This window comes from Mesorhizobium sp. M0563 (genome assembly GCF_040321065.1).
In the GTDB taxonomy this organism is placed as follows: Bacteria; Pseudomonadota; Alphaproteobacteria; order Rhizobiales; family Rhizobiaceae; genus Mesorhizobium.
In genome coordinates, this window is record NZ_JAMYQV010000032.1 from 16,241 (window position 1) to 40,047 (window position 23,807).

Consider the following 23,807-nt stretch of genomic DNA (forward strand, 5'->3'; position numbering starts at 1 on the left):
TGAGCTTTCGGCAGCTATTCGCAGGCCGACACCTACGCTGCCCGGCTGCTCGGGGAGCCATGCTACGCCGCTATTTGAACGAATGGATCAAGTCCAGCGAAGTGACGGCGACCGCCAGATTGACGCCGGTCTGCGCCTGGACACTGAGCGGCTGCAGCGAAAAGGCGCTGCCGAGGCCGCCGACCAGAAGATTGGCGCCGCCACCGGTGACCACGCTCGCCTCGGCATTCACGCCATAGTAGCTGCCGGCAAGGTCGCCTTCATCATGGTTGCGGGTTGCTGCCAGAACCGCCCATGCCAGTTGGCCCTGATGCGTCCGGCCGACGTCGACGCCGAGCTTGGAAATTACCCCGGTATAGACTTCGGGTGGGCCGCCACGATGCGGACGAAAGACACAGGAAACACCCTTGTTGGAGGTGACCAGATAGGCCGTGCCGCCGTCGATGGTGCAGTCGAGCACGCCGAGCTGGAGCTTGCCGGCGCTGGCGGGAGCGGCAACGACGGTCGTGGCGAGTGCGGCGGCACAGGCAAGTTGCTTGATCATGGGAGGGTCCTTTCCAAATGGCTTTGAACAACGGCTGAGCACGCCGAGCGTTCCGCCGAAAACTTGGCGCCAGCAAGGCAAGGCTAAACGCAGGGTTGTCGGAGTGCGGAAACGGAGGCCCGGTCAGCCGGCGCTGGTGCGGGCCAGACCGTCCTTGGCCGGTTGGTAGGTCGGATTGAGGTGCACTGCCTCGCGGTAGGACTTCGCGGCCCTGACCTTGTCGCCGCGCCGCTCGTAGATCAGCGCCTGGTTGGACCAGGCCTCGGCGTTCTTGCCGTCGAGCTTGATGGCCATGTTGAAGTCGGCGAAGGCATTGTCCTCGTCGTTCATGGCAAGGTAGGAGAGGCCGCGTCCGTTGTAAGGCTCGGAAGCATCCGGCGCCAGCGAAATGGCGGTCGAGAAATCCTCGATGGCAAAGGCGTGCTGGCCCTGGCTCTGGTAGATCAGGCCGCGATTGTGATAGGCGCGCGCGTCAGTCGTGTCGAGCTGGATCGCTTTCTGGAAATCGTTGAACGCCTCCTGGACCCGGCCTGCCTTGCGGTAGAGATTGCCGCGGCCGATATAGGCGGCGTCGTAGTTGGAATTGATCTGGATCGAGCGGTTGTAGTCGGCCAGCGCGCTTGCCTGATCACCGAGGAAGCGCTGGATGAGCGCCCGGTTGGAATAGGCCTGGTAGAAATTCGGATTGAGCTGGATGGCAGTGTTGAAGTCCTTCAGCGCTGCCTGGTACTGGCCGCCGCGGCCATAGGCCGAGCCGCGCACATTGTAGGCTTCCGGATCCTGCGGGTTGCGCTGGATCACCGCCGACAGCGAGGAAATGTTCTCGGTCGAGGCTTGCGCCTTGTCGATGTTGTTGAACTCGCCGGTCGGAACGCTCTGGCAGCCGGCAAGCGTCAACCCGGAGAGCAGGGCTGCCGTCAGGGCGAGGCCGCGCCACGCGGTTCTGCGCTCTACGGTGATTGCGTCCATGTCTGCCCTGTCCTTACTGCGCCGTCTGGTCCGTTCCCCCTCCGAACCGGCATCTCTCCCAACCGGTTCTCTCGAACCGGGTCGAAATCACAACAAAAAGGTGGCGGCGATTCCGCATCGCGCCACCTTGGATATCCTTGGAAAAGGACGAAAAATTGACGTCAGAACCGCGGCGGACGCGGAGCACCGGCGCCGGCAGCACCGGCCGCGACCGGACGTGGCGTCATCGGCAGAAGGCCTTCGCGCTGGGCGCGCTTGCGGGCCAGCTTGCGGGCGCGGCGCACGGCTTCCGCCTTTTCACGGGCGCGCTTCTCGGAAGGCTTCTCGTAATGTCCGCGCATCTTCATTTCGCGGAAGATGCCTTCACGCTGCATCTTTTTCTTGAGCGCGCGAAGCGCCTGATCAACATTGTTGTCGCGGACGAGTACCTGCACGTGCAATCCTGTCTTTCGGTTTGAAATCAACAGGCAAGCGGCCATAGCCGCAAGCCTCCGCGGCGCGTTACACCACGAATTGGGGCGGCTGATAGCAGAATCAAGGGGCGCTGTCCACAGCCGATTGAGAGGCGGTGCCGATCCCGAAACGAAAAACCCGCCTCGGCGGCGGGTCTCTGGTGTGAATCATCACCATAGGCAATTTAGTAGCATAGCTGCCGGCACAAAGCAAGAACAAAATTCGCCTTGGGCCAGATAGGCGCCGCTATGCCGTGGCCAGGGCCGTGGCCAGGTGGAGCTGCTCGAAACCCTCGAAGAACTCGCCGTAGTCGCAGGTTATCTCCTCGCCGGCGGCGATATCGCGGGTCGCGGTGGCCCCGCCATATTGCGAAAAATCGGTGTTTGGCTTGTCGGCATGGTTCATGAAGCGGCCATTGTCGACCTCATAGACCATGAAGCCCGGCCGGTCCGGGCTGGGATAGGCATATCTGTCGAGCAATTCCTTGAGGTGCGGCGGCGCCGTCTCGTATTTTTCCCTCGGGATCAGCCGGTCGAAGTCCGGATCGAGCCGCCAGATCTGCGCGCCTTTCCGGATCGGCTCGGCGGCAAACACACCGACGCCTTCGATTGCGCTTGCAGCGATATAGGTCCTGATCAGCAACATGTTTCCAACCCGTCTTCGAGGAGAAGACGGAATCGTCAAATCGCCGAAAAAATCAAGGGCCGGTTCGCGACATTTCGGCTGGCGGGCATGCGTTGCGCCCTCCGAACCCTCACGTCCGGGTGATCGAGACGCCGCCGTCGGCGAACAGCGCCGCGCCGGTGGTGAAGCTCGATGCGTCGGACGCCAGGTAGAGCGCCGAGCGGGCGATCTCCTCAGGCTCGGCGACGCGCTTCAAGGCATGCAGGTTTTCGACGAAGGCTCGCGATTCAGGTGTCTTGAACGTCGCCGAAGGCGTGTCGGTGCCGCCCGGCAGCAGCGCGTTGACTCGAATGCCCTTGGCGCCATATTCGGCGGCCAGCACCTGCGTCAACCCGATCAGTCCGGCCTTGCTTGCGGCATAGCTGGTCATGCCCGGCATGCCGACGGTGTGGCCGACGAAGGTGGAGGTGAAGATCAGCGAGCCGCCGCCGCGATCGATCATCGCCGGCACCTGGTATTTCGCGCCGAGAAAGGCGCTGGTCAGATTGGTATCGAGCGTCTCGCGCCAGCCCTCCAGCGACAGCTCCGAAACCGGCCCCATCCTACCGACCGAGCCGGCATTGTTGAAGGCGATGTCGAGCCCGCCGAATTTCCCGACCGCCAGGTCGACGAGGGCTTTTGCGTAGGCTTCGTCGCGGACATCGCCGGCAAGAGCGACGGCGGTGCCGTCGGCGTCTTCGATTTCGGCAACCAGCGCATCGAGCTCCGCCTGGCGGCGGGCTGCGACGACCACCTTGGCGCCTTCCTCCGCAAACACCTTGGCCGTGGCGCGGCCGATGCCGGAGCTGGCGCCGGTGACGATGGCAACTTTGTTGGCAAGTGCGAACATTTTTGCATCCTTTTTCGCGCCGGCCCTTGCCGGCAATCGGGATCCTTGGTCGCAAATCAGGGCGGCGCGAGCCACCCGATACCTGCGCTGTTTTCAACAGCGCTTCTTGACGCCCGCTGGCCACCAAGCTACGGGTCCTCATCCAAAATCGCGGGTGGACGCGCCACCCATTTGCAATGACCCCCCAAGACATGATGAGCAAGTTGCTGGAGCCCGGCTACGAGGGCGACGGCGAATTGGCGAATGCGCTTCGTTCGGAATTCCTCAAGGGTTTTCCGCTCGAAAACCTGCGGCAATTGTTGGTGTCCAGCAATGTCCAGACCCAGGCCGCGGCCGTCTTTATAACGGTCGAAACGGTCTTTAGGTTGGGCTTCGAGCTGAATTGTGTAGTGGCGGAAATAGCCAACCTGCTCGACAGCAAAAGTTCAACGATACGCTTCGATGCGATCCAAACGCTCAGAAGTTGTACCACACCTGCAGATGGCGCCTTTCTAGGTCGCGTGATGCTGCGACTGGATGATGAGCATGCGGGCGTTCGGTGGTCCGTCGTCAAGTTCATCTGCTTTGCGCAGCGCTGGCAGTTGCGGCTCGGGGGTGAAAATGCCGCCGCACTGCGTCCAGACCCTGCTTTCGCGATGCTGGTTAACGCTTACGGCAGGTATTTCATGCCGAGCGCCAAGGACCGGCGGCGACTGCTCGAGGATCCGGATGCGGTGTTGCGGCGCTTTGCAGCGGCAGTGGCTATCAGGCCACGCGACGTGATCATCGAGCGCTTCGTGGCCATGGCGGAGCAGTCGGACGACGCGGAAGTTCGTAAAATCGCCAGCGATTGCCGTGAGGGTTATTTGCGGCCGACCTATGCAATCGGGCCGTCCATCTTCAAGCGTGCTTCGTCTGAAACGTCAAAAGGCGAAACTCATAACAGCGGCCGTTGAAGGCACGGCGCAAAACGGCAAGCGCCGTCGCAAACAGTGCAAGGCTGGCAGTGCGGTTTCGCTAGTGATACAGCTCGCGCGCCGGGGTTGGCTGATCTGCCCGGCCGCCATTTGCGAGGCCTGCAACGTTGAAGAAATACTCGGTATTCGCTATCGCCCGCGAGGCCATGCGCGGCCACAAGGGCTGGGAGGAACAGTGGTCCTCGCCGGAGCCGAAGAAGGAGTATGACGTCGTCATCGTCGGCGCCGGCGGCCACGGCCTGGCCACAGCCTATTACCTCGCCACCGTGCATGGCATCACCAACGTCGCGGTATTGGAAAAAGGCTGGCTCGGCGGCGGCAATACCGGCCGCAATACCACCATCATCCGCTCGAACTATCTCTATGACGAGAGCGCCAGCATCTACGACCATGCGCTGAAGCTGTGGGACGGGCTCAGCCAGGAGCTCAACTACAACGTCATGTATTCGCCGCGCGGCGTCATGATGCTCGCCCACAACATCCACGACATTCAGGTCCTGAAGCGCCACGTCCATGCTAACCGGCTGAACGGCATCGACAATGAATGGCTGACGCCGGAACAGGCCAAGGAATTCTGCCCGCCGCTCAACATTTCGCGCGATGCCCGTTATCCCGTGATGGGTGCCGCGCTGCAGCGCCGTGGCGGCACGGCGCGGCACGATGCTGTCGCCTGGGGCTATGCGCGCGGCGCCTCGGCGCGCGGCGTCCACATCATCCAGAATTGCGAGGTCACCGGCGTCAAACGGGCGCCGAACGGCGCGGTTACCGGTGTCGAGACGACGCGCGGCTTCATTGGCGCCAGGAAGGTCGGCGTGGTCGCCGCCGGCCACTCCTCGGTGATTATGAACATGGCCGGCGTGCGCATGCCGCTGGAAAGCTATCCGCTGCAGGCGCTGGTGTCGGAGCCGGTCAAGCCGGTGGTGCCTTGCGTGGTGATGTCGAACACGGTGCATGCCTATATCTCGCAATCCGACAAAGGCGAGCTGGTCATCGGCGCCGGCACCGACCAATATGTCTCCTATTCGCAGACCGGCGGGCTGCACATCCTGCAGCACACGCTCGACGCGATCTGCGAGATGTTCCCGATCTTCACCCGCATGAAGATGCTGCGCTCATGGGGCGGCATTGTCGACGTGACGCCGGACCGTTCGCCGATCCTGGCCAAGACGCCGGTGCCCGGCCTCTACGTCAATTGCGGCTGGGGCACGGGCGGCTTCAAGGCGACGCCGGGTTCGGGCCACGTCTTTGCCCATACGATCGCCAGGGACGATCCGCACCCGATCAACGCACCCTTCACCATCGAGCGCTTCCGCACCGGCCGCCTCATCGACGAGGCGGCGGCGGCGGCGGTGGCGCACTGATGATGACCGAGATGGCCGTCGCCATGCCGCTGATGCTCGCCGGCGAGCAAGGCCTGTTTCATTTTCCGTCACCGGACGAGGTGCGCACGCAGCCGATCAGTCGCGCCGGGAACGAGGCCGACTGGCCGTTTTCCATCGATGACGGCATGCTGACCTGCGTCTGGAGCGGCGGGCGAAAGATCGTCTTCTTCTTCGAGGCCCGTCCTTCCGATCTGGATCCGGACGAGCCTTTCCAACCGCGCGGCGTCATCGTCACCACCGATCCAATCCAACTGACCATCGGCAACATGGCCAATCGCGCTCTGTTTCGCCCTGCGGCAAGCATCGAGGAGCGCATCCGGCTCGTCGCGCCTTTCGTCACGATGGGTCAGAGGCTTTGCGACCAACCTGCCGGCGCTCGCGTCGGCCACGGCGAACTGTAGGACCAACCATGCTTCTCATCCGCTGCCCCTATTGCGAGGAAGAGCGTCCCGAGCTCGAATTCCGCAACGCCGGTGAGGCGCATATTGCGCGTTCCCCAAACATCGCCGGCGAGAGCGACGACGACTTCGAAAAGTTCTTCTTCATCCGCTCCAATCCCAAGGGGATCATCTATGAGCGGTGGCGGCACATGCATGGCTGCGCGCGCTTCTTCAACGCCGTGCGCGACACCGTCAGCGACAGGTTCCTGATGACCTACAAGGCCGGCGAGCCAAAGCCGGCGAAGCTGCCGGGAGCCGCCAAATGAGCGCGACGTTCCGCATTGCCGGCGCCGGGCGGCTCAAGCAGGCAAAGATAGCTGGCTTCAGCTTCGACGGCCGCCCCTATACCGGCATCGAGGGCGACACGCTGGCCTCGGCGCTGCTTGCCAATGGCGTCCATCTCGTCGGCCGCTCGTTCAAATACCACCGGCCGCGCGGCTTCCTGTCGGCCGGCGCCGAAGAGCCGAACGCGCTGGTCGAGATCAAGCGCGACGCGGCACGCAAGACGCCGAACGTCCGCGCCACGGTGCAGGAACTCTATGACGGGCTGACGGCACAGTCGCAGAACCGCTGGCCGTCGCTCGCCTTCGACATCGGTGCGGTCAGCAGCATCGCCTCGCCGATGCTTTCGGCCGGCTTCTACTACAAGACCTTCATGTGGCCGAAGGCTGCGTGGAAGAACCTCTACGAGCCTAAGATCCGGGCCGCGGCCGGTCTCGGCGTCGCCCCCGACCAGCCGGATCCCGACCATTATTCGGCGCGCTTCGCCCATTGCGAGGTGCTGGTGCTTGGCGGTGGTGCGGCGGGTATTGCCGCGGCATTGGCTGCCGCCGAAACCGGCGTGCGCGTCATCCTTGCCGACGAGCAGGCGGAATTCGGCGGCAGCCTTCGCTTCGAGAGCGGGGCGAAGATCGAAGGCCAGGACGGCTTTTCCTGGGCGCAATCCGCTCTCGCCAAGTTGAGCGCGATGGACAATGTCCGCGTACTGCCGCGCACCACGGCCTTCGGTTATTACGCGCAGAATTTCGTCGGACTGGTTGAGCGCGTCAGCGACCATCTGCAGAGCCCCGGCCGCGACCTGCCGCGCGAGCGGCAGTGGCAGGTTCGCGCCAAACGCGTGGTGTTGGCGACCGGCGCCATCGAGCGCCACATGGTGTTTGCCGACAACGACCGTCCCGGCGTCATGCTGGCGTCGGCGGCGCGCACCTATCTCAACCATTACGGCGTCGCGGTCGGCAGGAATATCGGCGTCTATACGGCGAACGATTCCGCCTATGCGGCGGCGATCGACCTGAAGAAGGCCGGCATCAACGTGGCGGCGATCGTCGATCTGCGCGACAATCCGACCGGGCCGGCGATCGACGAGGCGAGGGCGCTTGGCATCGAGGTTAATTTCGGTCGCGCGGTGATCCGCGCCGGCGGCAAGCTGCGGGTGTCGTCGATGACTGTGCAGCCGAAGAATGGCGGCGGCGAACGCACCATCCCGGTTGACGCAATCCTGATGTCGGCCGGCTGGACGCCGTCGGTGCATCTGTTCTCGCAATCGCGCGGCAAGGTCGCCTTCAACGACGAGACCAAGCGCTTCGTGCCCGGCATTTATGCACAGGATTGCGTCTCGGTCGGCGCCTGCAACGGCACGGACGGGCTGTCGGCGACGATCGACGAGGCCTATGCAGCGGGCGTCAAGGCGGCCAAGGAAGCCGGCAGCAAGCCAGCCAAGGGCACCAAGCCGAAAGTCGATGCCGGCGAGAGCTGGTCGCGCGGCATGCTGGGTGCGGCGCCCGGCGCCGGGGCAGAAACGACGGTAAAGGCGTTCGTCGACTTCCAGAACGACGTCACCGCCAAGGACATCCGCCAGGCGGTGCATGAGGGCATGCGCTCGATCGAGCACGTCAAGCGCTTCACCACCAACGGCATGGCGACCGACCAGGGCAAGACCTCCAACATGCACGGCCTGGCGATTGCCGCCGAGACGTTGGGCAAGCCGATCCCGCAGGTAGGGCTGACGACGTTCCGTGCGCCCTATACGCCGGTGACGTTCGGCTCGATCGTCGGGCTCGCGCGGGGTCCCCTGTTCGACCCGACCCGCAAGACGGCGATCCATCCCTGGGCCGAGCGTCAAGGCGCGATGTTCGAGGATGTCGGCCAGTGGAAGCGCGCCTGGTATTTCCCGAAGCCGGGCGAGGACATACATGCGGCCGTCGACCGCGAATGCGTCACGGTGCGCAAGACGGCCGGCCTGTTCGACGCGTCAACGCTGGGCAAGATCGAGGTGGTCGGGCCGGATGCGGCCAAATTCATGGAACTGCTCTACACCAATCCATGGGAGAAGCTCGAGCCCGGCCGCTGCCGCTACGGCATCATGCTGCGCGAGGACGGTTTCATCTATGACGATGGCGTGGTGGGAAGACTCGCTGCGGACCGTTTCCACGTGACGACGACGACCGGCGGCGCGCCGCGCGTCATGAACCATATGGAGGACTATCTCCAAACCGAGTTCCCGCATCTCAACGTCTGGCTGACCTCGATCACCGAGCAGTGGGCGGTCATTGCCGTGCAGGGGCCGAAGTCTCGCGACATCATCGCACCGCTGGTCGAGGGCATCGACATGTCGGATGAGGCGCTGCCGCATATGTCGGTGCGCGAAGGCCGGATCTGCGGCGTACCGACCAGGCTGTTTCGCATGTCGTTCAGCGGCGAGCGCGGCTTCGAGGTCAATGTGCCGGCCGATTACGGCGAGGCGGTCTGGGAAGCGCTATGGGCCGAGGGCCAGAAGCATGGCGCCTGTGCCTACGGCACCGAGTCGATGCATGTGCTGCGCGCCGAAAAGGGCTACATCATCGTCGGCCAGGATACCGACGGCACAGTGACGCCGAACGACGCCGGGCTCGACTGGGCGGTCGGCAAGAAGAAGGCCGACTTCGTCGGCATTCGCGGCATGGCGCGGCCGGATCTGGTCGCCAAGGGCCGCAAGCAGCTTGTCGGCCTGAAGACCAGGGATCCCAAGGTGGTGCTGGAGGAGGGAGCGCAGATCGTCGCGGACCCGAAGCAGGCAATCCCGATGAAGATGATCGGCCATGTCACGTCGAGCTATTGGTCGCAAAATTGCGGCCGCTCGATCGCACTGGGGCTGGTCGCCGGCGGCCGCGATCGCATGGGCGAGACGCTCTATGTACCGATGCCGAACGGGGTGATTGAGGTGGAGGTCACCGGTATGGTGTTCTTCGACGAGAAGGGGGAGCGCCTCAATGGCTAAGGCCGCTGTGAAAACCGCCGTCGCCGGGCCGTCGGTCGAACGCCGTCCGGCTGTCGCCGGCCAGTCGCTTTCCGCCACCGGCGTCACACTTGTCGTGCTGCCGCCGGCCGAACGCATATCGCTGCGCGCGCCGGACGCCTCGATCGCGGCACTTTCGAAAGCACTTGGCATCGCCCTGCCGCTAAGGCCGAAAACCTCGGCGGCAAAGGCTGGACGGACCGCCTTGTGGCTCGGGCCGGACGAATGGCTGGTCATCGATGAAAGCGGCAAAGATCCACTCGCCGATTGCGCCAAGATTTCCGCGCTGCATTCGGCGGTCGGCATCTCGCACCGCAACGTCGCCGTATCGGTCACCGGACCGGCTGCCGCGACGACGATCAATGCCGGCTGCCCGCAGGATTTGTCGCTCGACGCCTTTCCGATCGGGGCGGCATCGCGCACCATTCTCGGCAAGGTCGAAATCGTGCTGTTGCGCACGGCGGCCGACGCGTTCCGCGTCGAATGCTGGCGTTCCTTCTCCGACTATGTCTTTACTTTTCTGTCGGAGGCAGCGCGCGACGCGGCAGCATAGCAATGTTCGCCGCGCCCAGCAGTTCTGCGACAGCGAGCCGAGGGAGAATGCAAATGCCGTCGAACTCCGCGCCGAAGTTGCCGGCCAAGACGCCGGCCGTGCGCTCTTTCGAACACGAGCAGCGCACTGAGGCGGATGTCGAAGAGGAACTCGAGGAAGGCCTCGAGGATACGTTTCCGGCCAGCGATCCGGTGTCGATCACCGGAACGGCCATTCCCGGCGCGCCGGCAAGACCCGGCAAGGCGAAGAGGGTGGCGGGACAGAAGCGTAAGAAGTGATCTGCACGGCGCGATAAAGCAGGGCTGAGGCCGGCAAGATAGGCGGCCGGAAATTGCTGCCGCCCTTTCGGTTCATCGCCGCATATTATCGCCGGTCGGCTCAGAAGCTGCTGGGCACGATCCACGGGTCGATGCCGATGCCGAGCCTCGGGCCCTTGCTGCCGGCCTTGTGGGTCTCGGTATCGGCATTTTCAAGCGATCCGGTCGGCGCGCAATCGAGCTTCACATCGGTCTTGGTGTCGATGCAGGCCGCTTCTTGCTTGCCTGTCTGATTGCTGCCGGCAATTGCGGCGCCAGAGAGCGCCAGCAGGGCGGCGAGCGTGAGAATTGCCTTCTTCATGATCGGTCTCCGGTTCCAGCTAGTGAATTCGTACATGTACGGTATTGCGTACAGATACGCCCAAGGCTGAGGGAGTTCAAGCAAAAATCGTACACGTACGGAGAAATTAGGCGCAGGAATTGCCGGACGCTCGGCACCGGAGCGCGGATCGTTCGGAGAAAGATTTTACAGATCGGGAGGAGCGCCGCTCCTCAGCAGTTGACCGGCGGGCCGAGGGGCGCAATCTCGTGCGCGGCGATCGCTTCGAGCATGATGTTGCCGATCCGTGTGATGAACGTCGTCTGGTCGCCGAACGGGTAGAACGGGAAGGTGATCAGCAGCGAGATGGCGCCGTGGCCGACCGCCCACAGCATGGTGGCGATGGCGCGCGGATCGCCCTTGAGCCTGCCGGCGGCAACGCAGGCCTCGACCCTCTCGATCAGCACTTTCATCGCCGGGTTGCCGCTCTGCATTTCGGCGAACGTCTTGCCGGCCGGCGGCCTGACTTTTTCGGTCATGAAGACGGTGCGGTATTCGTTGGGATTCTCGAGCCCGAAGGCGGCATATTCGACCAGCACCGCCTTGAGCGCCTCGATCGGGTCGTCGGCCGTATGATTTTCGATGTGCCTGGCCAGGGTCTCGAAGGCGTTTTCGGCCAACGCGAACAGGATGTCCTGCTTGTCGGCGAAATAGGAATAGACCGACATCGGCGCATAGCCGACGCGCTTGGCGAGCTTGCGGATGGTGAGGCCGTCATAGCCTTCTTCCTGGACAAGCTTGTGCGCGGCGTCGACAAGTTCGGAACGCAGTTCGGCCTTTTGTTTTTCGCGGCGCTCCTGGACGCTTAGCTGCAATTGTTCGACTGCCTTTAATAACTGATGGCTGGATGCAGCATATATACGCTGTACGACGTCGGGCAAGGGTGGCACGAAGCAGAAGCTTGACGTCACAAAACGATGTAACCCGGCAATAAAGCCGGCAACATCGGACTGTTACAGACAAACGCTAATTCGCGGCTCTGCAAGAATTGTGATCTGGGAGGCCAACATGGCCCTGACTGAGCTTTCGTCCGGCGTGCCGGACGTGAACCCGCTTTCCCATCGCGCCAGGATGGCGCTCAGGCGCGTCGTCATGGTCGCATGGCTGGCGATCGCGCTCGGCTTCGCCATGGAGGCTCTCATTCTGACCGTCAGATTTGCGGCAGGTTCCTACCCGGCGACGACGCTGATCCTGATCGAACTGGCGCAAGGCGTGACCTGGTCGTTCTTCGTCTGCGCCGGCGTCAGCCTCGGCACGGCGCTCGCCAAAGTGCGAGCCTCGCTCGGCGGCCTGATCGCCGCGATCTCGGCACCGCTGGCCATGGGCATCGCCAAGGGGACGCAAAAGGTCATGGTCAGCGCGCTCGACGCGGCGGCAAAGCCGGCCATCCTGTCGCTCACGACGCTGGGCGTCCTGCGGGCGATCGAATACGGGCTGCTCGGCTGGATACTGGCGTCGCTGGCATCGAAGGAAGAACCCCGACCGCTTCATTTCGCGCTGGCAGGCGCCCTGATAGGCGCGGTATTCGGTGGCGGCATCACGGTGCTGACGATTGAGACGGCCGCGGCGAACGACGCTGCTCTGGCACTGCCACAGGCTATCGCAACCGGCCTCAACGAGATCGTGTTCCCAATCGGTTGCTCATTGGTCGTCTACATTGCGCTGCAGGTGAGCCGCCACATGAAGTACGTCGCGGCCGAACCCAAATAGATTTAGGTTCCCAGGCCCGGATGCCAGTCAAACCGCTTCCGGCTGGCGTTCGATCAGCGTCAGCGTCAGCCAGCGCGCGGTCAGCGCCGGTTTTTTCGAGCCCTCGATCTCGATCGTCACGTCGTGCGCAGTCTGCACCCAGCCCGACGGCCTGACCTTGACATCGGCCAGCACGAAGCGGGTGCGGATGCGCGAGCCGGTTTTCACCGGCGCCAGGAAGCGCAGCGAATCGAAGCCGTGATTGACGCCCATCTTGCTGTTTTCCAGCGGCGGCATGGTTTCGAAGGTCATTGCCGACAACAGCGAAAGCGACAGGAAGCCGTGCGCGATGGTGCCGCCGAACGGCGTCTCGCGCCTGGCGCGCTCCGGATCGCAATGGATGAACTGATGGTCGTCGGTGGCATCGGCGAACTGGTCGATCATGCGCTGCGTGACCACCCGCCATGGCGACACGCCGACTTCCTTGCCGACGTTGGCCAGAAGCACATCGAGACTGATCGGTTCCACGCTGATGTCCTCCATCTTCACCCCCGGCATTTCACTCGCCGGATGGCGTGCGTCTCATTCCTTGAACAATGTCAGCCCGTGTTGCACCGACTGCCCGCCATCGATCGGCAGGATGGCGCCGGTGACATAGCTGCCGGCACGGCTGCACAAATAGAGCGTTGCGCCGGCAATGTCATCCGGCGCGCCGATGCGGCCGATCGGAACGTGGTTGCCGACATGTCTTGCCTGGTCTTCGGTGCCGGTGGCGAAGGCCGTCATCCGGCTCTGGAAAGGGCCGGGCGCAAAGGCGTTGACGGTGATGCGTCGGGCGGCCAACTCGATCGCCAGGATGCGTGTCAGGTGGTGAACCGCAGCCTTCGAGGCCGAGTAGGAGTAAGCGTCTTCGGCCAAAGGCTGCGTGCCCATCACCGATCCGAGATTGATCACCCGGGCCGGGTCGGCCTCGCTGGCAGCAGCCTCGAGCAGAGGCAGCAATTCGCGCGTCACATAGAAGACCGCAGTGACGTTGACGCCGAACACCTTGGCCCAGGCATGATAGGGAAAGCTTTCCAGCGGCGCGCCCCAGGAGATGCCGGCATTGTTGACCAGGATATGCAGCCGTTCGGTCCGCGCCCTGACCTCGGCGACAAGCGCTGCAATGCCGGCCTCGCTGGAGACGTCGCCGGCGAAACCCTCGGCCCGGCCGGATGCCCCAAGCCCGTTCAGCTCGTCCGCTACCTTGGCGCAATCCTCGCCCTTGCGCGAGGCAATCATCACCGAGGCGCCGGCCCTGACCAGAGCGGTCGCCGCCATGCGGCCGATGCCGGTGGCGGCGCCGGTGACCAGCGCCGTCTTGCCGGCGACTGAGAACAGCTCGTCCAGATAGCTCATCGAATTCCTCCGCGCAGTTCACCGCTGTTTGATGGTGGGTCAATGAGCGGCTTCGCGTCGCCAAGGCTAGCCGAACTTCGATCACCCTTGCCACGGGTAAAGTAGCTGGAGTGGGGCGATGGCACGCCTTGCGGCTGAAATGGTTAAGCCCCAGCAGCAAGGTGGTCATTCGGCCGTGACATGGGTCGGATGAATGATGCAGCCGTCCCCCTAAGCGAGCACCTTGGCCAGCGGTTCATTTCGCGCGTGAAGCAACTCGTCATTACTCCTCCGCCCAAGCCGCAGGCAGATCTTGAGGACTTGGGACGGTAGCCGAGCGATAGGCAGGACTGACGTTCGTGATCGTGGGGGAGCTATGCCTTCCCGAGGGAGCTGTGGGTAAGAAACAACGCATCGTCCTGTTGGCAGCGGTCTTTGCGTCTGTCTTTGGCGTCTTTTTGCTGATCCTGATCCTGCAGATGGTCAGCCTTTTGGTTGACTAGACCCCAACGAAGACCGTTCGCCCGAAGGGCCGCTCTACCGTAGGCTTTCCAACTCGCGGATGCGTTTGGTGCCGTCGGCCTCGAGCTGCCTTGTGACGGCGCCGATCAGCGTTTCGACGACGACGAAAAGTGCGGCGGATGAGTCCCAGGCCGAAGGCACGGCGGTGCGCCCGGCGATGACGTGGCGGGCGAAGCGGGCGATCGGCGACAGCCACTGGTCGGTAAACAGCACGATCTGCACGCCACGCTGGTTGGCCGTCTCGGCGAAGCGGACAAGGCTGTCCTGGTAGCGCCTGATGTCGAAGATCACCAGCACGTCGCGTTTACCCATGTCGATCAGCCGGTCGCGCCAGACGCTTTCCTGCCCGCCGAGGTGAAAAACGTTGGGCTGGATGATGGCGAGGTGGGCGGCCATGTAGCGCGCCAGCGGGTCGGTGAAGCGGCCACCGATCAGGAATGTCTTGCCGCGCCGGTCGGCCAGCTTGGCGACGATGTCGGCAAGCTGCTTATCCGAAAGGTGCCGGAAGGTCTCGCGCATATTGTCGAGCGTCGCTTCCAGCATCGGCGACACGGCGCTGCTGCCCGGCGATGGCGGATTGAGCGTGCGCGAGGCCGGCGACTGCAATTGCGCCGCCAGTTCGTCCTGCAGCGCCGACTGGAATTCCGGATAGTTCTGGAAGCCGAGCCGGGCGACGAAACGCAGGATCGTCGGCGACGATACGCCGGCGGCAGCCGAGAATTCGGCGACCGTCTTCAGCCCGATCAGCGGATAGCTGGCGATCAGCGTTTGCGCTGCGCGCCGCTCGCCGGCCGGCATGGTGCCGATGCGGTCGGAGATCAGTTCGGCAATGCTGGAAACCATGTTTTTCCCCACCCTGGCCGGGCCGTTACCGCATTATCGAAATCGCGTTTGACAAAGCCGGCCAAACTGTATGAAATCATCCGTAGGGACGCAATGAGGCAAAATACGTAACATACGGTACAGCGCTCCCCGGGGACGGCAGACAATGGAGACAGCACGGCCCGCCAGCCTTGCATCGCCTGAAACCGTAAGGGTGACGAACCCCGGCGGATTGAGTCCTTTCGTGCTAACCTGCGACCACGCCTCCAAATTCCTGCCGCCGGAATTCGGAACGCTCGGACTTGCCGCCGAGGAGCTTTCCCGCCACATCGCCTGGGATCCCGGCGCCTTGCCGGTGGCGCGCCGCATGGCCGAGGCACTCGATGCGACGCTGGTCGAGACCTGCATTTCGCGGCTCGTCATCGACTGCAACCGCCCGCTCGATGCACCGGACCTGATAGTGACGGTCAGCGCCAGCGAAAAAACCGTGGTCCCGGCCAATCAGGGGCTTTCGGCCGATCAGCGGGAGGCGCGCATCGCGCTCGCTTGGCGGCCGTTCCACGACCGGATCGCGACGATCATCGACGAGCGCCTGGCGGCCGGACGGGAGACGCGGCTGGTCTCGGTCCATTCTTTCACCCCGGTCTACAAGGGCAGCAGCCGGCCCTGGCATATCGGCGTTATCCACGACGAGGACCGCCGGCTGGCGGCGCCGCTGATCGCGGCGCTGCAGCGGGTCGCCGGCGTCACCGTCGGCGTCAACGAACCCTATTCGCCGGCCGACCGCGTCTATTTCACGCTGGAACGCCATGCCCGCTCGCGCGGGCTGCCCTGCGCAATGATCGAAATCCGCAACGACGAGATCTCCGGCGCAGCCGGGCAGCGGAAATGGGCGGATCTGCTCACGGGTATTTTTCTCAATCTGGAGCCCGAAGCGGCCAAGGCCTCCAGACCAAGCGCAGTCGGAAAGTCAGTTCAATCGGCCAGCTAAGAAACCAAAAGGGGACTTCAAAATGGTAGCACCGGGTTACAGCGAAGGTGACAAGAAGGAGGACCTGAAAGTTCTCCACGGAATGGGCTATGCTCAGGAACTGTCGCGAAGCATGAGCCGCTTCTCGAATTTCGCGATCTCGTTCTCGATCATCTGCATCCTCTCAGGCGGCATCAATTCCTTCGCGCAGGCGACATCGTCCATCGGTGGCGCCGGCGCTGGTATCGGCTGGATCGTCGGGTGCATGGTTTCGGGATTTTTCGCGCTCGCCATGGCCCAGATCGCCTCGGCATTTCCGACCGCCGGCGGCCTCTATCACTGGGCATCCATTCTGGGGAACCGTTTCACTGGCTGGCTTACCGCATGGCTCAATTTGCTCGGCCTGATCACCGTGCTCGGCGCGATCAACATCGGAACGTCTTTGTTTTTCTACGGGACCTTCGGCGCAGGGCTTACCACCGACGGTGTTGCGTCTCCGGCTCAAGTCGTTGGTTTTGTTGCCATTATCACGGTCCTTCAGGCGCTGTTCAACCATTTCGGCATCAAGCTGACCGCCATGCTGACGGATGCGTCCGGCTTCCTGATTCTCGGAGCGACGGCGGTGCTGATCGTCGCCTGCCTGGTGTTTGCTCCAGCGATCGACATCACCCGGTTGTGGACGTTCACGAACTATTCGGGCGATGCGGGCGGCGGTGTTTTCCCGCAGTCCGATTCCATGACGTATCTCTTCCTGCTCTGCCTGCTGCTGCCGGTTTACACCATTACTGGCTATGATGCGTCGGCGCATACCTCGGAAGAAACGTTGAGGGCGGCGCACTCGGTTCCGCGGGCAATCGTTTCATCCGTGCTCTGGTCGTCGCTGATCGGCTGGGTGATGCTGTGCGCGATCGTGCTGGCAATTCCGGATATGGCGGCAGGCGCCAAGCAAGGGTGGGCCGTGTTCTTCGAAACCATGAACGCGATCTTGCCAGGATGGTTAAAGACACTGCTCTATCTGGCCATCCTGATCTCGCAGTTCCTCTGCGGCCTCGCTACGGTGACCTCGGCCTCGCGCATGCTGTTTGCCTTCTCTCGCGACGGCGGCATGCCGGTCGGTTCGGCCGGGCTCGCCAAAGTCAGCCCAACCTGGCGCACGCCGGTCAATGCCATCTGGACAGCTGCGATCCTCGAGATCATCTATGTCTTTCTTGCCCAGTTCATTTCGATCGGCGGCACCAACATCTACACCATCGTCGTCAATTCGACGCTGGTGTTCCTGTTCCTGTCCTTCACCATTCCGATCGCGCTCGGCATGATGGCTTTCGGAACGGCGAAATGGCCGAATCCCGGCCCATGGAATCTCGGTGCCGGCCTGTTCAAGCTGTTTTGCATCCTGTCGGTCATCGGCATGGCGATCATCTTCTACATCGCCATCCAGCCGCCGAACGACAAAGTGCTCTATATCACCCTGGGCTTCATTGTACTGACTGCGGTGCTTTGGTTCGGTTTCGAGAACCGCCGCTTCCAGGGTCCGCCCATCGGCGACCAGATCGCGAAGCGCCAGGCGGCGATCAAGGCAGCCGAGATAGCTGTCGGCGAAGCCGGCGCCTGACGCTCTCTCATGACCATGGCCGGCATCGCGCCGGCCATGGTTTCATTCCCTTTTCAAAACGACAAGCGCTGGAGTGCCGTAAGAATGGCCGGAAATTTCTCGTTCGATCAGTTGAAGCAAGCGGTTTCCAGCGGTGAGGTCGACACCGTGCTGGCCTGCATCGTCGACATGCAGGGGCGGCTTGTGGGAAAGCGGTTCCTGGCCCGGTACTTCGTCGATTCCGCGCATGACGAGACGCATGGTTGCAACTACCTGCTGGCCGCCGATATCGATATGGAACCGGTGCCCGGCTACAAGGCGGCGAGCTGGTCGAAGGGTTATGGCGATTTCGTCATGAAGCCGGACTTTGCGACGCTGCGGCGCATTCCGTGGCTGGAGAAGACGGCGCTGGTGATCTGCGACGTGCTCGACCACCACACCCATGACGACCTGGCGCATTCGCCGCGCGCCATGCTGAAGAAGCAGGTCAAGCGGCTGCAGGAGCGCGGCTATATCGGCTATTTCGCGTCCGAGCTCGAATTCTACCTGTTCAGCGAGACCTACGATTCCGCCCGCAGGAAGCACTGGCAGGGCCTCGAGACGGCATCGCCCTATATCGGCGACTACCAGATCGGCATCACCACCAAGGAAGAAGGCGTCATGCGCCGGCTGCGCAACGAAATGGAGGCGGCCGGCATTCCGATCGAGAATTCCAAGGGCGAGTGGGGTCCCGGCCAGGAAGAGATCAATGTTCGCTATGCTGAAGCGCTCGACATGGCCGACCGCCACGTCATCCTGAAGAACGGCGCCAAGGAAATCGCCGAGTCCGAAGGCAAGGCGATCTCGTTCATGGCCAAGTACAATTACGGGCTCGCCGGCAATTCCAGCCACATCCACAATTCGCTGTGGAGCGCCGACGGCAAGACGCCGTTGTTCTACGACAAAAATGCCGAGTGGACGCTGTCGACGCTCGGCCAGCAATGGGCAGCCGGCCAGCTCAAATATGCCAAGGAATTCACCTGGTTCCTGGCGCCCTACATCAACTCCTACAAGCGCTTCCAGGCCGGCACCTTTGCGCCGACCAAGATCATGTGGAGCGAGGACAACCGCACCGCCGGTTTCCGTCTTTGCGGCGAGGGCACCAAGGGCATCCGCATGGAATGCCGCATCGGCGGTGCCGATTTGAACCCCTATCTGGCTTTCGCCGCGCTGATCGCGGCCGGGCTTGCCGGCATCGATGAAAAGCTTGAACTGCAGAAGCCCTTCGTCGGCGACGCCTACCAGGCCTCGCAGTTGCCTGAAATTCCAAAGACATTGCGCGACGCTACCGCGACGCTGGTGGAATCGAAGATGCTGAGGCAGGCACTCGGCGACGATGTGCTGGAACACTACGTCCACACGGCACACTGGGAACAGTTCGAATACGACCGCCGGATTACGGACTGGGAACTGCACAGGGGGTTCGAGCGGTATTAAATGACCTGGCAATGTCGGCGCCGCCCGTCCCTCACCTTTACCCGCTCGCTGTGAAGAACGGGGCCAACGCCGGTGTTTCGTCCCTTCCAGAGCGGCGTGACCAACGAGAATTATTGTAGAATGCGAGGACCCAAGGCATGACCGAAACGGTCAAGATAAAATCCCCCATCGACGGTTCGATCTATGCCGAACGGCCTCTGGCCACGGACCAGGCGATCGGTGCCGCGGTCGAGCGCGCCAAGGCGGCGCAGGAGAAGTGGGCGCAGACGCCGGTCGTCGAGCGCGGCAAGTACATGCTTGCCATGCTGGAAGCGCTGGTCGCCATGAGCGACGAGATCGTGCCGGAGATCGCCTGGCAGATGGGCCGGCCGGTGCGCTATGGCGGTGAGTTCGGCGGCGTCAGGGAACGCGTCAGCTACATGGTCGAGATCGCCGAGGCGGCACTGAAGCCGGTCATGGCCTCCAACCCGAAGGACGGCTTTCGCCGCTATGTGAAGAAGGTGCCGCTCGGCGTGGTCATGGTGATCGCGCCGTGGAACTATCCCTATCTCACTGCCGTCAACACGATCGTGCCGGCGCTGATGGCGGGCAGCGCCGTCATCCTCAAGCACGCGGCACAGACATTGTTGGTCGGCGAACGGTTTCAGCAGGCGTTCGACAGAGCCGGCCTGCCCAAGGGCCTGTTCCAGAACCTCGTTCTGAACCATGCGCAGACCGAAAGGCTGCTCGGCTCCGGCAAGATCGACCATGTCAACTTTACCGGCTCGGTCGCCGGCGGCCGCGCCATCGAAAAGGCGGCGGCGGGCACCTTCATGACGCTCGGCCTCGAGCTTGGCGGCAAGGATCCGGCCTATGTGCTGCCGGACGCCAAGATGGACCATGCCGTTGCCAATCTGGTCGACGGCGCCTTCTTCAATTCCGGCCAGTGCTGCTGCGGCATCGAGCGCGTCTATGTCCACGAGAAGGTCTACGACGAATTCGTCGAAGGCTTCATCGCCGAGACCAGGAACTACGTCGTCGGCAATCCACTCGACCAGGCGACCACCATGGGGCCGATGGCGCAGGCGCGCTTCGCCGACCTGATCCGCGAGCAAAAGGCGGAGGCGCTACGCAAGGGCGCCAAGGCGCACATCGACATGAAGGTGGCTAACGACAGGCAAGGCTCGCCCTATCTGGCGCCGGAAGTGCTTACCCAGGTCGACCACCAGATGAGCGTGATGCGCGAGGAAAGCTTTGGCCCGATCGTCGGTATCATGAAGGTGCGCAACGATGAGGAGGCGATCGCGCTGATGAACGACAGCCCCTATGGGCTGACGGCCTCGATCTGGACGCGCGACACGGACCATGCGGCGGCGATCGGCGACCGCGTCGAGACCGGCACCGTGTTCATGAACCGCTGCGACTATCTCGATCCGGCGCTGGTCTGGACCGGCGTCAAGGACACCGGCAAGGGTGCGGCACTGTCGGCCATCGGCTACGACAATCTGACCAGGCCGAAATCATACCATCTGCGCGAGGTGATCTAAGGTGGCGATCGGCAAGCCAACGATCGCTGTTGAGAGGGAGTAATGGCGGATACGCAACAATCGGCGCTGCCGGATCGTGAAGGTCCCGAGGGTATCGGCGGCTGGCTTGTCCTGCCGATGCTCGGGTTGATGCTCACCCCGATACTAGGGTTGGTACAATTGCACAATACCGACTATCTCGGCATGTTACAGAACTGGCAGGCCTTCAGTTTGTCCCAAGGTGTGCTGATTGTTGCCGAATTGGTGATATCCGGCATACTAAACCTTACAGCCCCGGCCCTATTATTGTTCTTCATGTTCAAGCGCTGGCAGATATTCCCCGGCTGGTACATGATTTGGGCATTCGCGATGCCGATATATTCCGTTGTCGATTCATGGGCCGGGTATCTGGCTTTTCCCGACAGCTTTCCAACGCTGGATGATGCGTTCGATAAAGAAACGATGCGCGACATTTACCGTTCGGTCTGGGCCGCAGCCATCTGGATTCCGTACATGATGCGGTCAGACCGTGTGGCCAATACCTTTGTGAATTAACGACATCCGAGAGCATGAAAGCAGTCAGAAGGTCGAAATGACAAAACTCGTTTCTAAATGGAATTACCCTACGACCGTCCGCTTCGGCGCCGGACGCATCAAGGAACTGCCGGAGGTGCTGGCGGCGACCGGCATCAAGCGGCCGCTGTTCGTCACCGACCCGGGACTGGCCAAGCTGCCGGTGGTGGCCTCGACGCTGAAGATCCTCGACGACGCCAAGGTGCCGTATGGCGTGTTTTCCGAGGTCAAGCCGAACCCGGTCGATTCCAACCTGACCGCCGGCATTGCCGTGTTCAAGAAGGGCAAGCATGACGGCGTCATCGCCTTTGGCGGCGGCTCGGCGCTCGACCTCGGCAAGCTGATCGCCTTCCAGGCAGGGCAGACGCGACCGGTCTGGGATTTCGAGGATGTCGGCGACTGGTGGACGCGCGCCGATGCCGATGCGATCGCGCCGATCATCGCCGTGCCGACCACGGCCGGCACCGGTTCGGAGGTCGGCCGCGCCGGCGTCATCACCAATGAAGCGACCCACACCAAGAAGGTCATCTTCCATCCGAAGCTTTTGCCGGCGATCGTCATCGCCGATCCGGAGCTGTCGGTCGGCATGCCGGGCTTCATCACCGCCGGCACCGGCATGGATGCGCTCGCCCACTGCCTCGAAGCCTATTGCGCGCCGGGCTATCACCCGATGGCCGACGGCATCGCCGTGGAAGGCATCAGGCTGGTCTTCGAAAACCTGCCGAAAGCCTATGCCAATGGTAAGGATCTGGTTGCCCGCGCCAATATGATGAGTGCCGCCGCCATGGGGGCCGCCGCCTTCCAGAAAGGGCTTGGCGCCATTCATTCGCTGTCGCATCCGATCGGCGCGCTTTACGACACCCACCACGGCATGACCAACGCCGTGTTCATGCCCTATGTGCTGGCCTTCAACCGCGAGGCGATCGAGCCGCGCATCGCCCGGCTCGCCGCCTATTGCGGCATCAAGGGCGGCTTCAACGGCTTTGCCAAGGCGATCGTCAAGCTGCGCAAGGAGCTCAAGGTGCCGCACGCGCTGCCCGGCCTGATCAAGGGGCTCGACATGGACAAGAAGCGCAAGGGCCTGATCGCCGACATGGCGGTGGTCGATCCGACCGCCGGCGGCAACCCGGTCAAGCTGACCAAGAAGGCGGCGCTGACGCTGCTGGAAAACGCCATCGCCGGCGCCGTCTGAGGCAACTTCAGCATTGCAAATCCATTTGGGAAAAACGAGGCGAAGAAAGGGGGAAAGGATGAAAGGCAAGGCCGAAACTAGTTAGCCGGAAAAATAACGGCGTAGCGATTGCTACAGCCGGTTAAAAAGAGTTTACTTTTTCGTACTGCAGGGCATCGCTTTCACAAAGCTTTCATCTGGCTGTCACACGAAAACGATACCGCATCGCAGGCGTCCAACGGCGTCAGTTCAACGGAGAGAACACATGTTCAAATTCACGGGAAAACTGCTTTCCCTTTCGGCCGTCGCCCTGATGGCGACCTCTGCCATCTCGTCGGCCCAGTCCATGGATGAACTGGTCGCCGCAGCCAAGGCGGAAGGCCAGCTCACCACGATCGCGCTGCCGCACAGCTGGTGCGGCTATGGCGACGTCATCGCCGGCTTCAAGGCAAAATATCCGGGGATCACCGTCAACGAACTCAATCCCGATGCCGGCTCCGGCGACGAGATCGAGGCGATCAAGGCCAACAAGGACAATAAAGGCCCGCAGGCGCCTGATGTCATCGACGTCGGCCTGTCTTTCGGCCCGTCCGCCAAGGCAGATAACCTGATCCAACCCTACAAGGTGTCGACCTGGGATACGATCCCTGACAGCGCCAAGGATGCCGATGGCTTCTGGACCGGCGACTACTACGGCGTGCTCGCCTTCGGCGTGAACAAAGCCGTCGTGCAGAACGCGCCACAGGACTGGGCTGACCTGCAGAAGCCGGAATATGCCAACTCGGTGGCGCTCGCCGGTGACCCGCGCACGTCGAACAACGCCGTCATGTCGGTCTACGCCTCGGGCCTCGCGGCTGGTGGTACCGGCGGCCAGGACGCCGCCGCCAAGGGTCTGCAATTCTTCAAGCAGCTCAACGATGCCGGCAACTTCGTGCCGGTCGACGCTGAAGCGGCAGCTGTCGCCCAGGGCACGACGCCGATCGTGATGAACTGGGACTACAACCTGCTTGCCATGCGCGACAAGATGGCCGGCAATCCGGAAATTGAAATCGTCGTGCCAAAGGGAGCGGTGGTCGCAGGCGTCTACGTTCAGGCGATCAGTGCCTATGCGCCGCACCCGAATGCCGCCAAGTTGTGGATGGAGTATCTCTATTCGGACGAAGGCCAGCTCGGTTGGCTGAAGGGCTACTGCCACCCGATCCGCTTCAACGATCTCGCCAAGAAGGGCGTGATCCCGAAGGAGATGCTGGACAAGCTGCCGGCCGCCGAGAACTATGAAAACGCGGTCTTCCCTACTTTGGACGAACAGAACGCTGCCAAGAAGGAAATCAGCACGAACTGGGATGCCATCGTTGGCGCCGTCGTGAAGTAATTCATAGGGCGCTGGGCGG

25 protein-coding genes are annotated in these 23,807 nt (G+C 62.7%); 15 read left to right on the plus strand and 10 right to left on the minus strand.

Annotation, left to right across the window (positions count from 1 at the left end; translation table 11 throughout):
* Nucleotides 1–70 precede the first annotated feature (70 nt).
* From NKI50_RS28320 to NKI50_RS28340, 5 genes are all read right to left on the minus strand, one after another.
* On the minus strand, nucleotides 71–544 hold the full coding sequence (locus NKI50_RS28320; protein WP_023719019.1) for a DUF992 domain-containing protein: 474 nt from the start codon (nucleotides 542–544) through the stop codon (nucleotides 71–73).
* 123 nt (nucleotides 545–667) lie between these two features.
* Nucleotides 668–1,513: a tetratricopeptide repeat protein gene (locus NKI50_RS28325; protein ID WP_352494678.1), complete on the minus strand. Its 846-nt coding sequence runs from the start codon at nucleotides 1,511–1,513 to the stop codon at nucleotides 668–670.
* 161 nt (nucleotides 1,514–1,674) lie between these two features.
* On the minus strand, nucleotides 1,675–1,947 hold the full coding sequence (gene rpsU, locus NKI50_RS28330) for a 30S ribosomal protein S21 (RefSeq protein WP_023675331.1): 273 nt from the start codon (nucleotides 1,945–1,947) through the stop codon (nucleotides 1,675–1,677).
* 265 nt (nucleotides 1,948–2,212) lie between these two features.
* The gene (locus tag NKI50_RS28335) at nucleotides 2,213–2,611 is read right to left on the minus strand and encodes an SET domain-containing protein (protein WP_352494679.1); all 399 of its coding nucleotides are present in this window, start codon (nucleotides 2,609–2,611) and stop codon (nucleotides 2,213–2,215) included.
* A gap of 109 nt (nucleotides 2,612–2,720) precedes the next feature.
* Nucleotides 2,721–3,479 carry an SDR family oxidoreductase gene (locus NKI50_RS28340; protein ID WP_352494680.1) on the minus strand — a complete coding sequence of 253 codons (759 nt, stop codon included), beginning with the start codon at nucleotides 3,477–3,479 and terminating at the stop codon, nucleotides 2,721–2,723.
* 191 nt (nucleotides 3,480–3,670) lie between these two features.
* Here NKI50_RS28340 and NKI50_RS28345 point away from each other — a divergent pair, with 191 nt between their 5' ends.
* From NKI50_RS28345 to NKI50_RS28375, 7 genes are all read left to right on the plus strand, one after another.
* Entirely contained in the window at nucleotides 3,671–4,414 is a 744-nt protein-coding gene (locus NKI50_RS28345) for a hypothetical protein (protein ID WP_352718298.1), read from the plus strand.
* 128 nt (nucleotides 4,415–4,542) lie between these two features.
* Nucleotides 4,543–5,796 (plus strand): sarcosine oxidase subunit beta, encoded by a 1,254-nt coding sequence (locus NKI50_RS28350; protein WP_352642870.1) that lies wholly within the window; start codon nucleotides 4,543–4,545, stop codon nucleotides 5,794–5,796.
* Nucleotides 5,796–6,218: a hypothetical protein gene (locus tag NKI50_RS28355; protein WP_023719024.1), complete on the plus strand. Its 423-nt coding sequence runs from the start codon at nucleotides 5,796–5,798 to the stop codon at nucleotides 6,216–6,218. Before NKI50_RS28350 ends, NKI50_RS28355 begins: the two co-directional genes overlap by 1 nt.
* Nucleotides 6,219–6,226: 8 nt before the next feature.
* Nucleotides 6,227–6,523 carry a sarcosine oxidase subunit delta gene (locus NKI50_RS28360; protein ID WP_023719025.1) on the plus strand — a complete coding sequence of 99 codons (297 nt, stop codon included), beginning with the start codon at nucleotides 6,227–6,229 and terminating at the stop codon, nucleotides 6,521–6,523.
* Entirely contained in the window at nucleotides 6,520–9,513 is a 2,994-nt protein-coding gene (locus NKI50_RS28365; RefSeq protein ID WP_352718300.1) for a sarcosine oxidase subunit alpha, read from the plus strand. The genes NKI50_RS28360 and NKI50_RS28365 overlap by 4 nt, the downstream gene beginning before the upstream one ends.
* On the plus strand, nucleotides 9,506–10,084 hold the full coding sequence (locus NKI50_RS28370) for a sarcosine oxidase subunit gamma (RefSeq protein ID WP_023719027.1): 579 nt from the start codon (nucleotides 9,506–9,508) through the stop codon (nucleotides 10,082–10,084). Before NKI50_RS28365 ends, NKI50_RS28370 begins: the two co-directional genes overlap by 8 nt.
* A 53-nt stretch (nucleotides 10,085–10,137) precedes the next feature.
* Nucleotides 10,138–10,362, plus strand: coding sequence for a hypothetical protein (locus NKI50_RS28375; RefSeq protein ID WP_023719028.1), 225 nt, complete (start codon nucleotides 10,138–10,140; stop codon nucleotides 10,360–10,362).
* A 100-nt stretch (nucleotides 10,363–10,462) separates the two neighbouring features.
* Here NKI50_RS28375 and NKI50_RS28380 read toward each other — a convergent pair whose 3' ends face one another.
* The gene (locus tag NKI50_RS28380; protein WP_352484636.1) at nucleotides 10,463–10,702 is read right to left on the minus strand and encodes a DUF680 domain-containing protein; all 240 of its coding nucleotides are present in this window, start codon (nucleotides 10,700–10,702) and stop codon (nucleotides 10,463–10,465) included.
* 191 nt (nucleotides 10,703–10,893) lie between these two features.
* The gene (locus tag NKI50_RS28385) at nucleotides 10,894–11,535 is read right to left on the minus strand and encodes a TetR/AcrR family transcriptional regulator (RefSeq protein ID WP_352590534.1); all 642 of its coding nucleotides are present in this window, start codon (nucleotides 11,533–11,535) and stop codon (nucleotides 10,894–10,896) included.
* A gap of 193 nt (nucleotides 11,536–11,728) precedes the next feature.
* On the opposite strand from NKI50_RS28385, the gene NKI50_RS28390 reads away from it, so the two are divergent.
* Nucleotides 11,729–12,430 carry a hypothetical protein gene (locus NKI50_RS28390; RefSeq protein WP_352642875.1) on the plus strand — a complete coding sequence of 234 codons (702 nt, stop codon included), beginning with the start codon at nucleotides 11,729–11,731 and terminating at the stop codon, nucleotides 12,428–12,430.
* A gap of 27 nt (nucleotides 12,431–12,457) precedes the next feature.
* On the opposite strand, the gene NKI50_RS28395 is transcribed toward NKI50_RS28390, so the two are convergent.
* The 3 genes from NKI50_RS28395 to NKI50_RS28405 form a co-directional block, all read right to left on the minus strand.
* Entirely contained in the window at nucleotides 12,458–12,952 is a 495-nt protein-coding gene (locus NKI50_RS28395; RefSeq protein ID WP_031194015.1) for a MaoC family dehydratase, read from the minus strand.
* 39 nt (nucleotides 12,953–12,991) lie between these two features.
* Nucleotides 12,992–13,807, minus strand: a complete 816-nt coding sequence (locus tag NKI50_RS28400; protein WP_023719033.1) for an SDR family oxidoreductase — start codon at nucleotides 13,805–13,807, stop codon at nucleotides 12,992–12,994.
* A gap of 516 nt (nucleotides 13,808–14,323) precedes the next feature.
* Nucleotides 14,324–15,151, minus strand: coding sequence for a MurR/RpiR family transcriptional regulator (locus tag NKI50_RS28405; protein WP_023719035.1), 828 nt, complete (start codon nucleotides 15,149–15,151; stop codon nucleotides 14,324–14,326).
* A gap of 145 nt (nucleotides 15,152–15,296) precedes the next feature.
* Between NKI50_RS28405 and NKI50_RS28410 the strand changes: the two genes are divergently transcribed.
* From NKI50_RS28410 to NKI50_RS28440, 7 genes are all read left to right on the plus strand, one after another.
* Nucleotides 15,297–16,121 carry an N-formylglutamate amidohydrolase gene (locus tag NKI50_RS28410; protein WP_352642878.1) on the plus strand — a complete coding sequence of 275 codons (825 nt, stop codon included), beginning with the start codon at nucleotides 15,297–15,299 and terminating at the stop codon, nucleotides 16,119–16,121.
* A 22-nt stretch (nucleotides 16,122–16,143) separates the two neighbouring features.
* Complete coding sequence (locus NKI50_RS28415) at nucleotides 16,144–17,712, plus strand: amino acid permease (RefSeq protein ID WP_352484627.1); 1,569 nt, start codon at nucleotides 16,144–16,146, stop codon at nucleotides 17,710–17,712.
* Nucleotides 17,713–17,796: 84 nt separating this feature from the next.
* On the plus strand, nucleotides 17,797–19,167 hold the full coding sequence (locus NKI50_RS28420; RefSeq protein ID WP_352642882.1) for a glutamine synthetase family protein: 1,371 nt from the start codon (nucleotides 17,797–17,799) through the stop codon (nucleotides 19,165–19,167).
* 137 nt (nucleotides 19,168–19,304) lie between these two features.
* Entirely contained in the window at nucleotides 19,305–20,693 is a 1,389-nt protein-coding gene (locus NKI50_RS28425; RefSeq protein WP_352642886.1) for an aldehyde dehydrogenase family protein, read from the plus strand.
* Between the two features lie 42 nt (nucleotides 20,694–20,735).
* Nucleotides 20,736–21,227, plus strand: coding sequence for a DUF2569 domain-containing protein (locus NKI50_RS28430; protein WP_352590545.1), 492 nt, complete (start codon nucleotides 20,736–20,738; stop codon nucleotides 21,225–21,227).
* Nucleotides 21,228–21,264: 37 nt separating this feature from the next.
* The gene (locus tag NKI50_RS28435; protein ID WP_352590548.1) at nucleotides 21,265–22,437 is read left to right on the plus strand and encodes an iron-containing alcohol dehydrogenase; all 1,173 of its coding nucleotides are present in this window, start codon (nucleotides 21,265–21,267) and stop codon (nucleotides 22,435–22,437) included.
* A gap of 244 nt (nucleotides 22,438–22,681) precedes the next feature.
* Complete coding sequence (locus NKI50_RS28440; RefSeq protein ID WP_352642888.1) at nucleotides 22,682–23,788, plus strand: ABC transporter substrate-binding protein; 1,107 nt, start codon at nucleotides 22,682–22,684, stop codon at nucleotides 23,786–23,788.
* Nucleotides 23,789–23,807 lie beyond the last annotated feature (19 nt).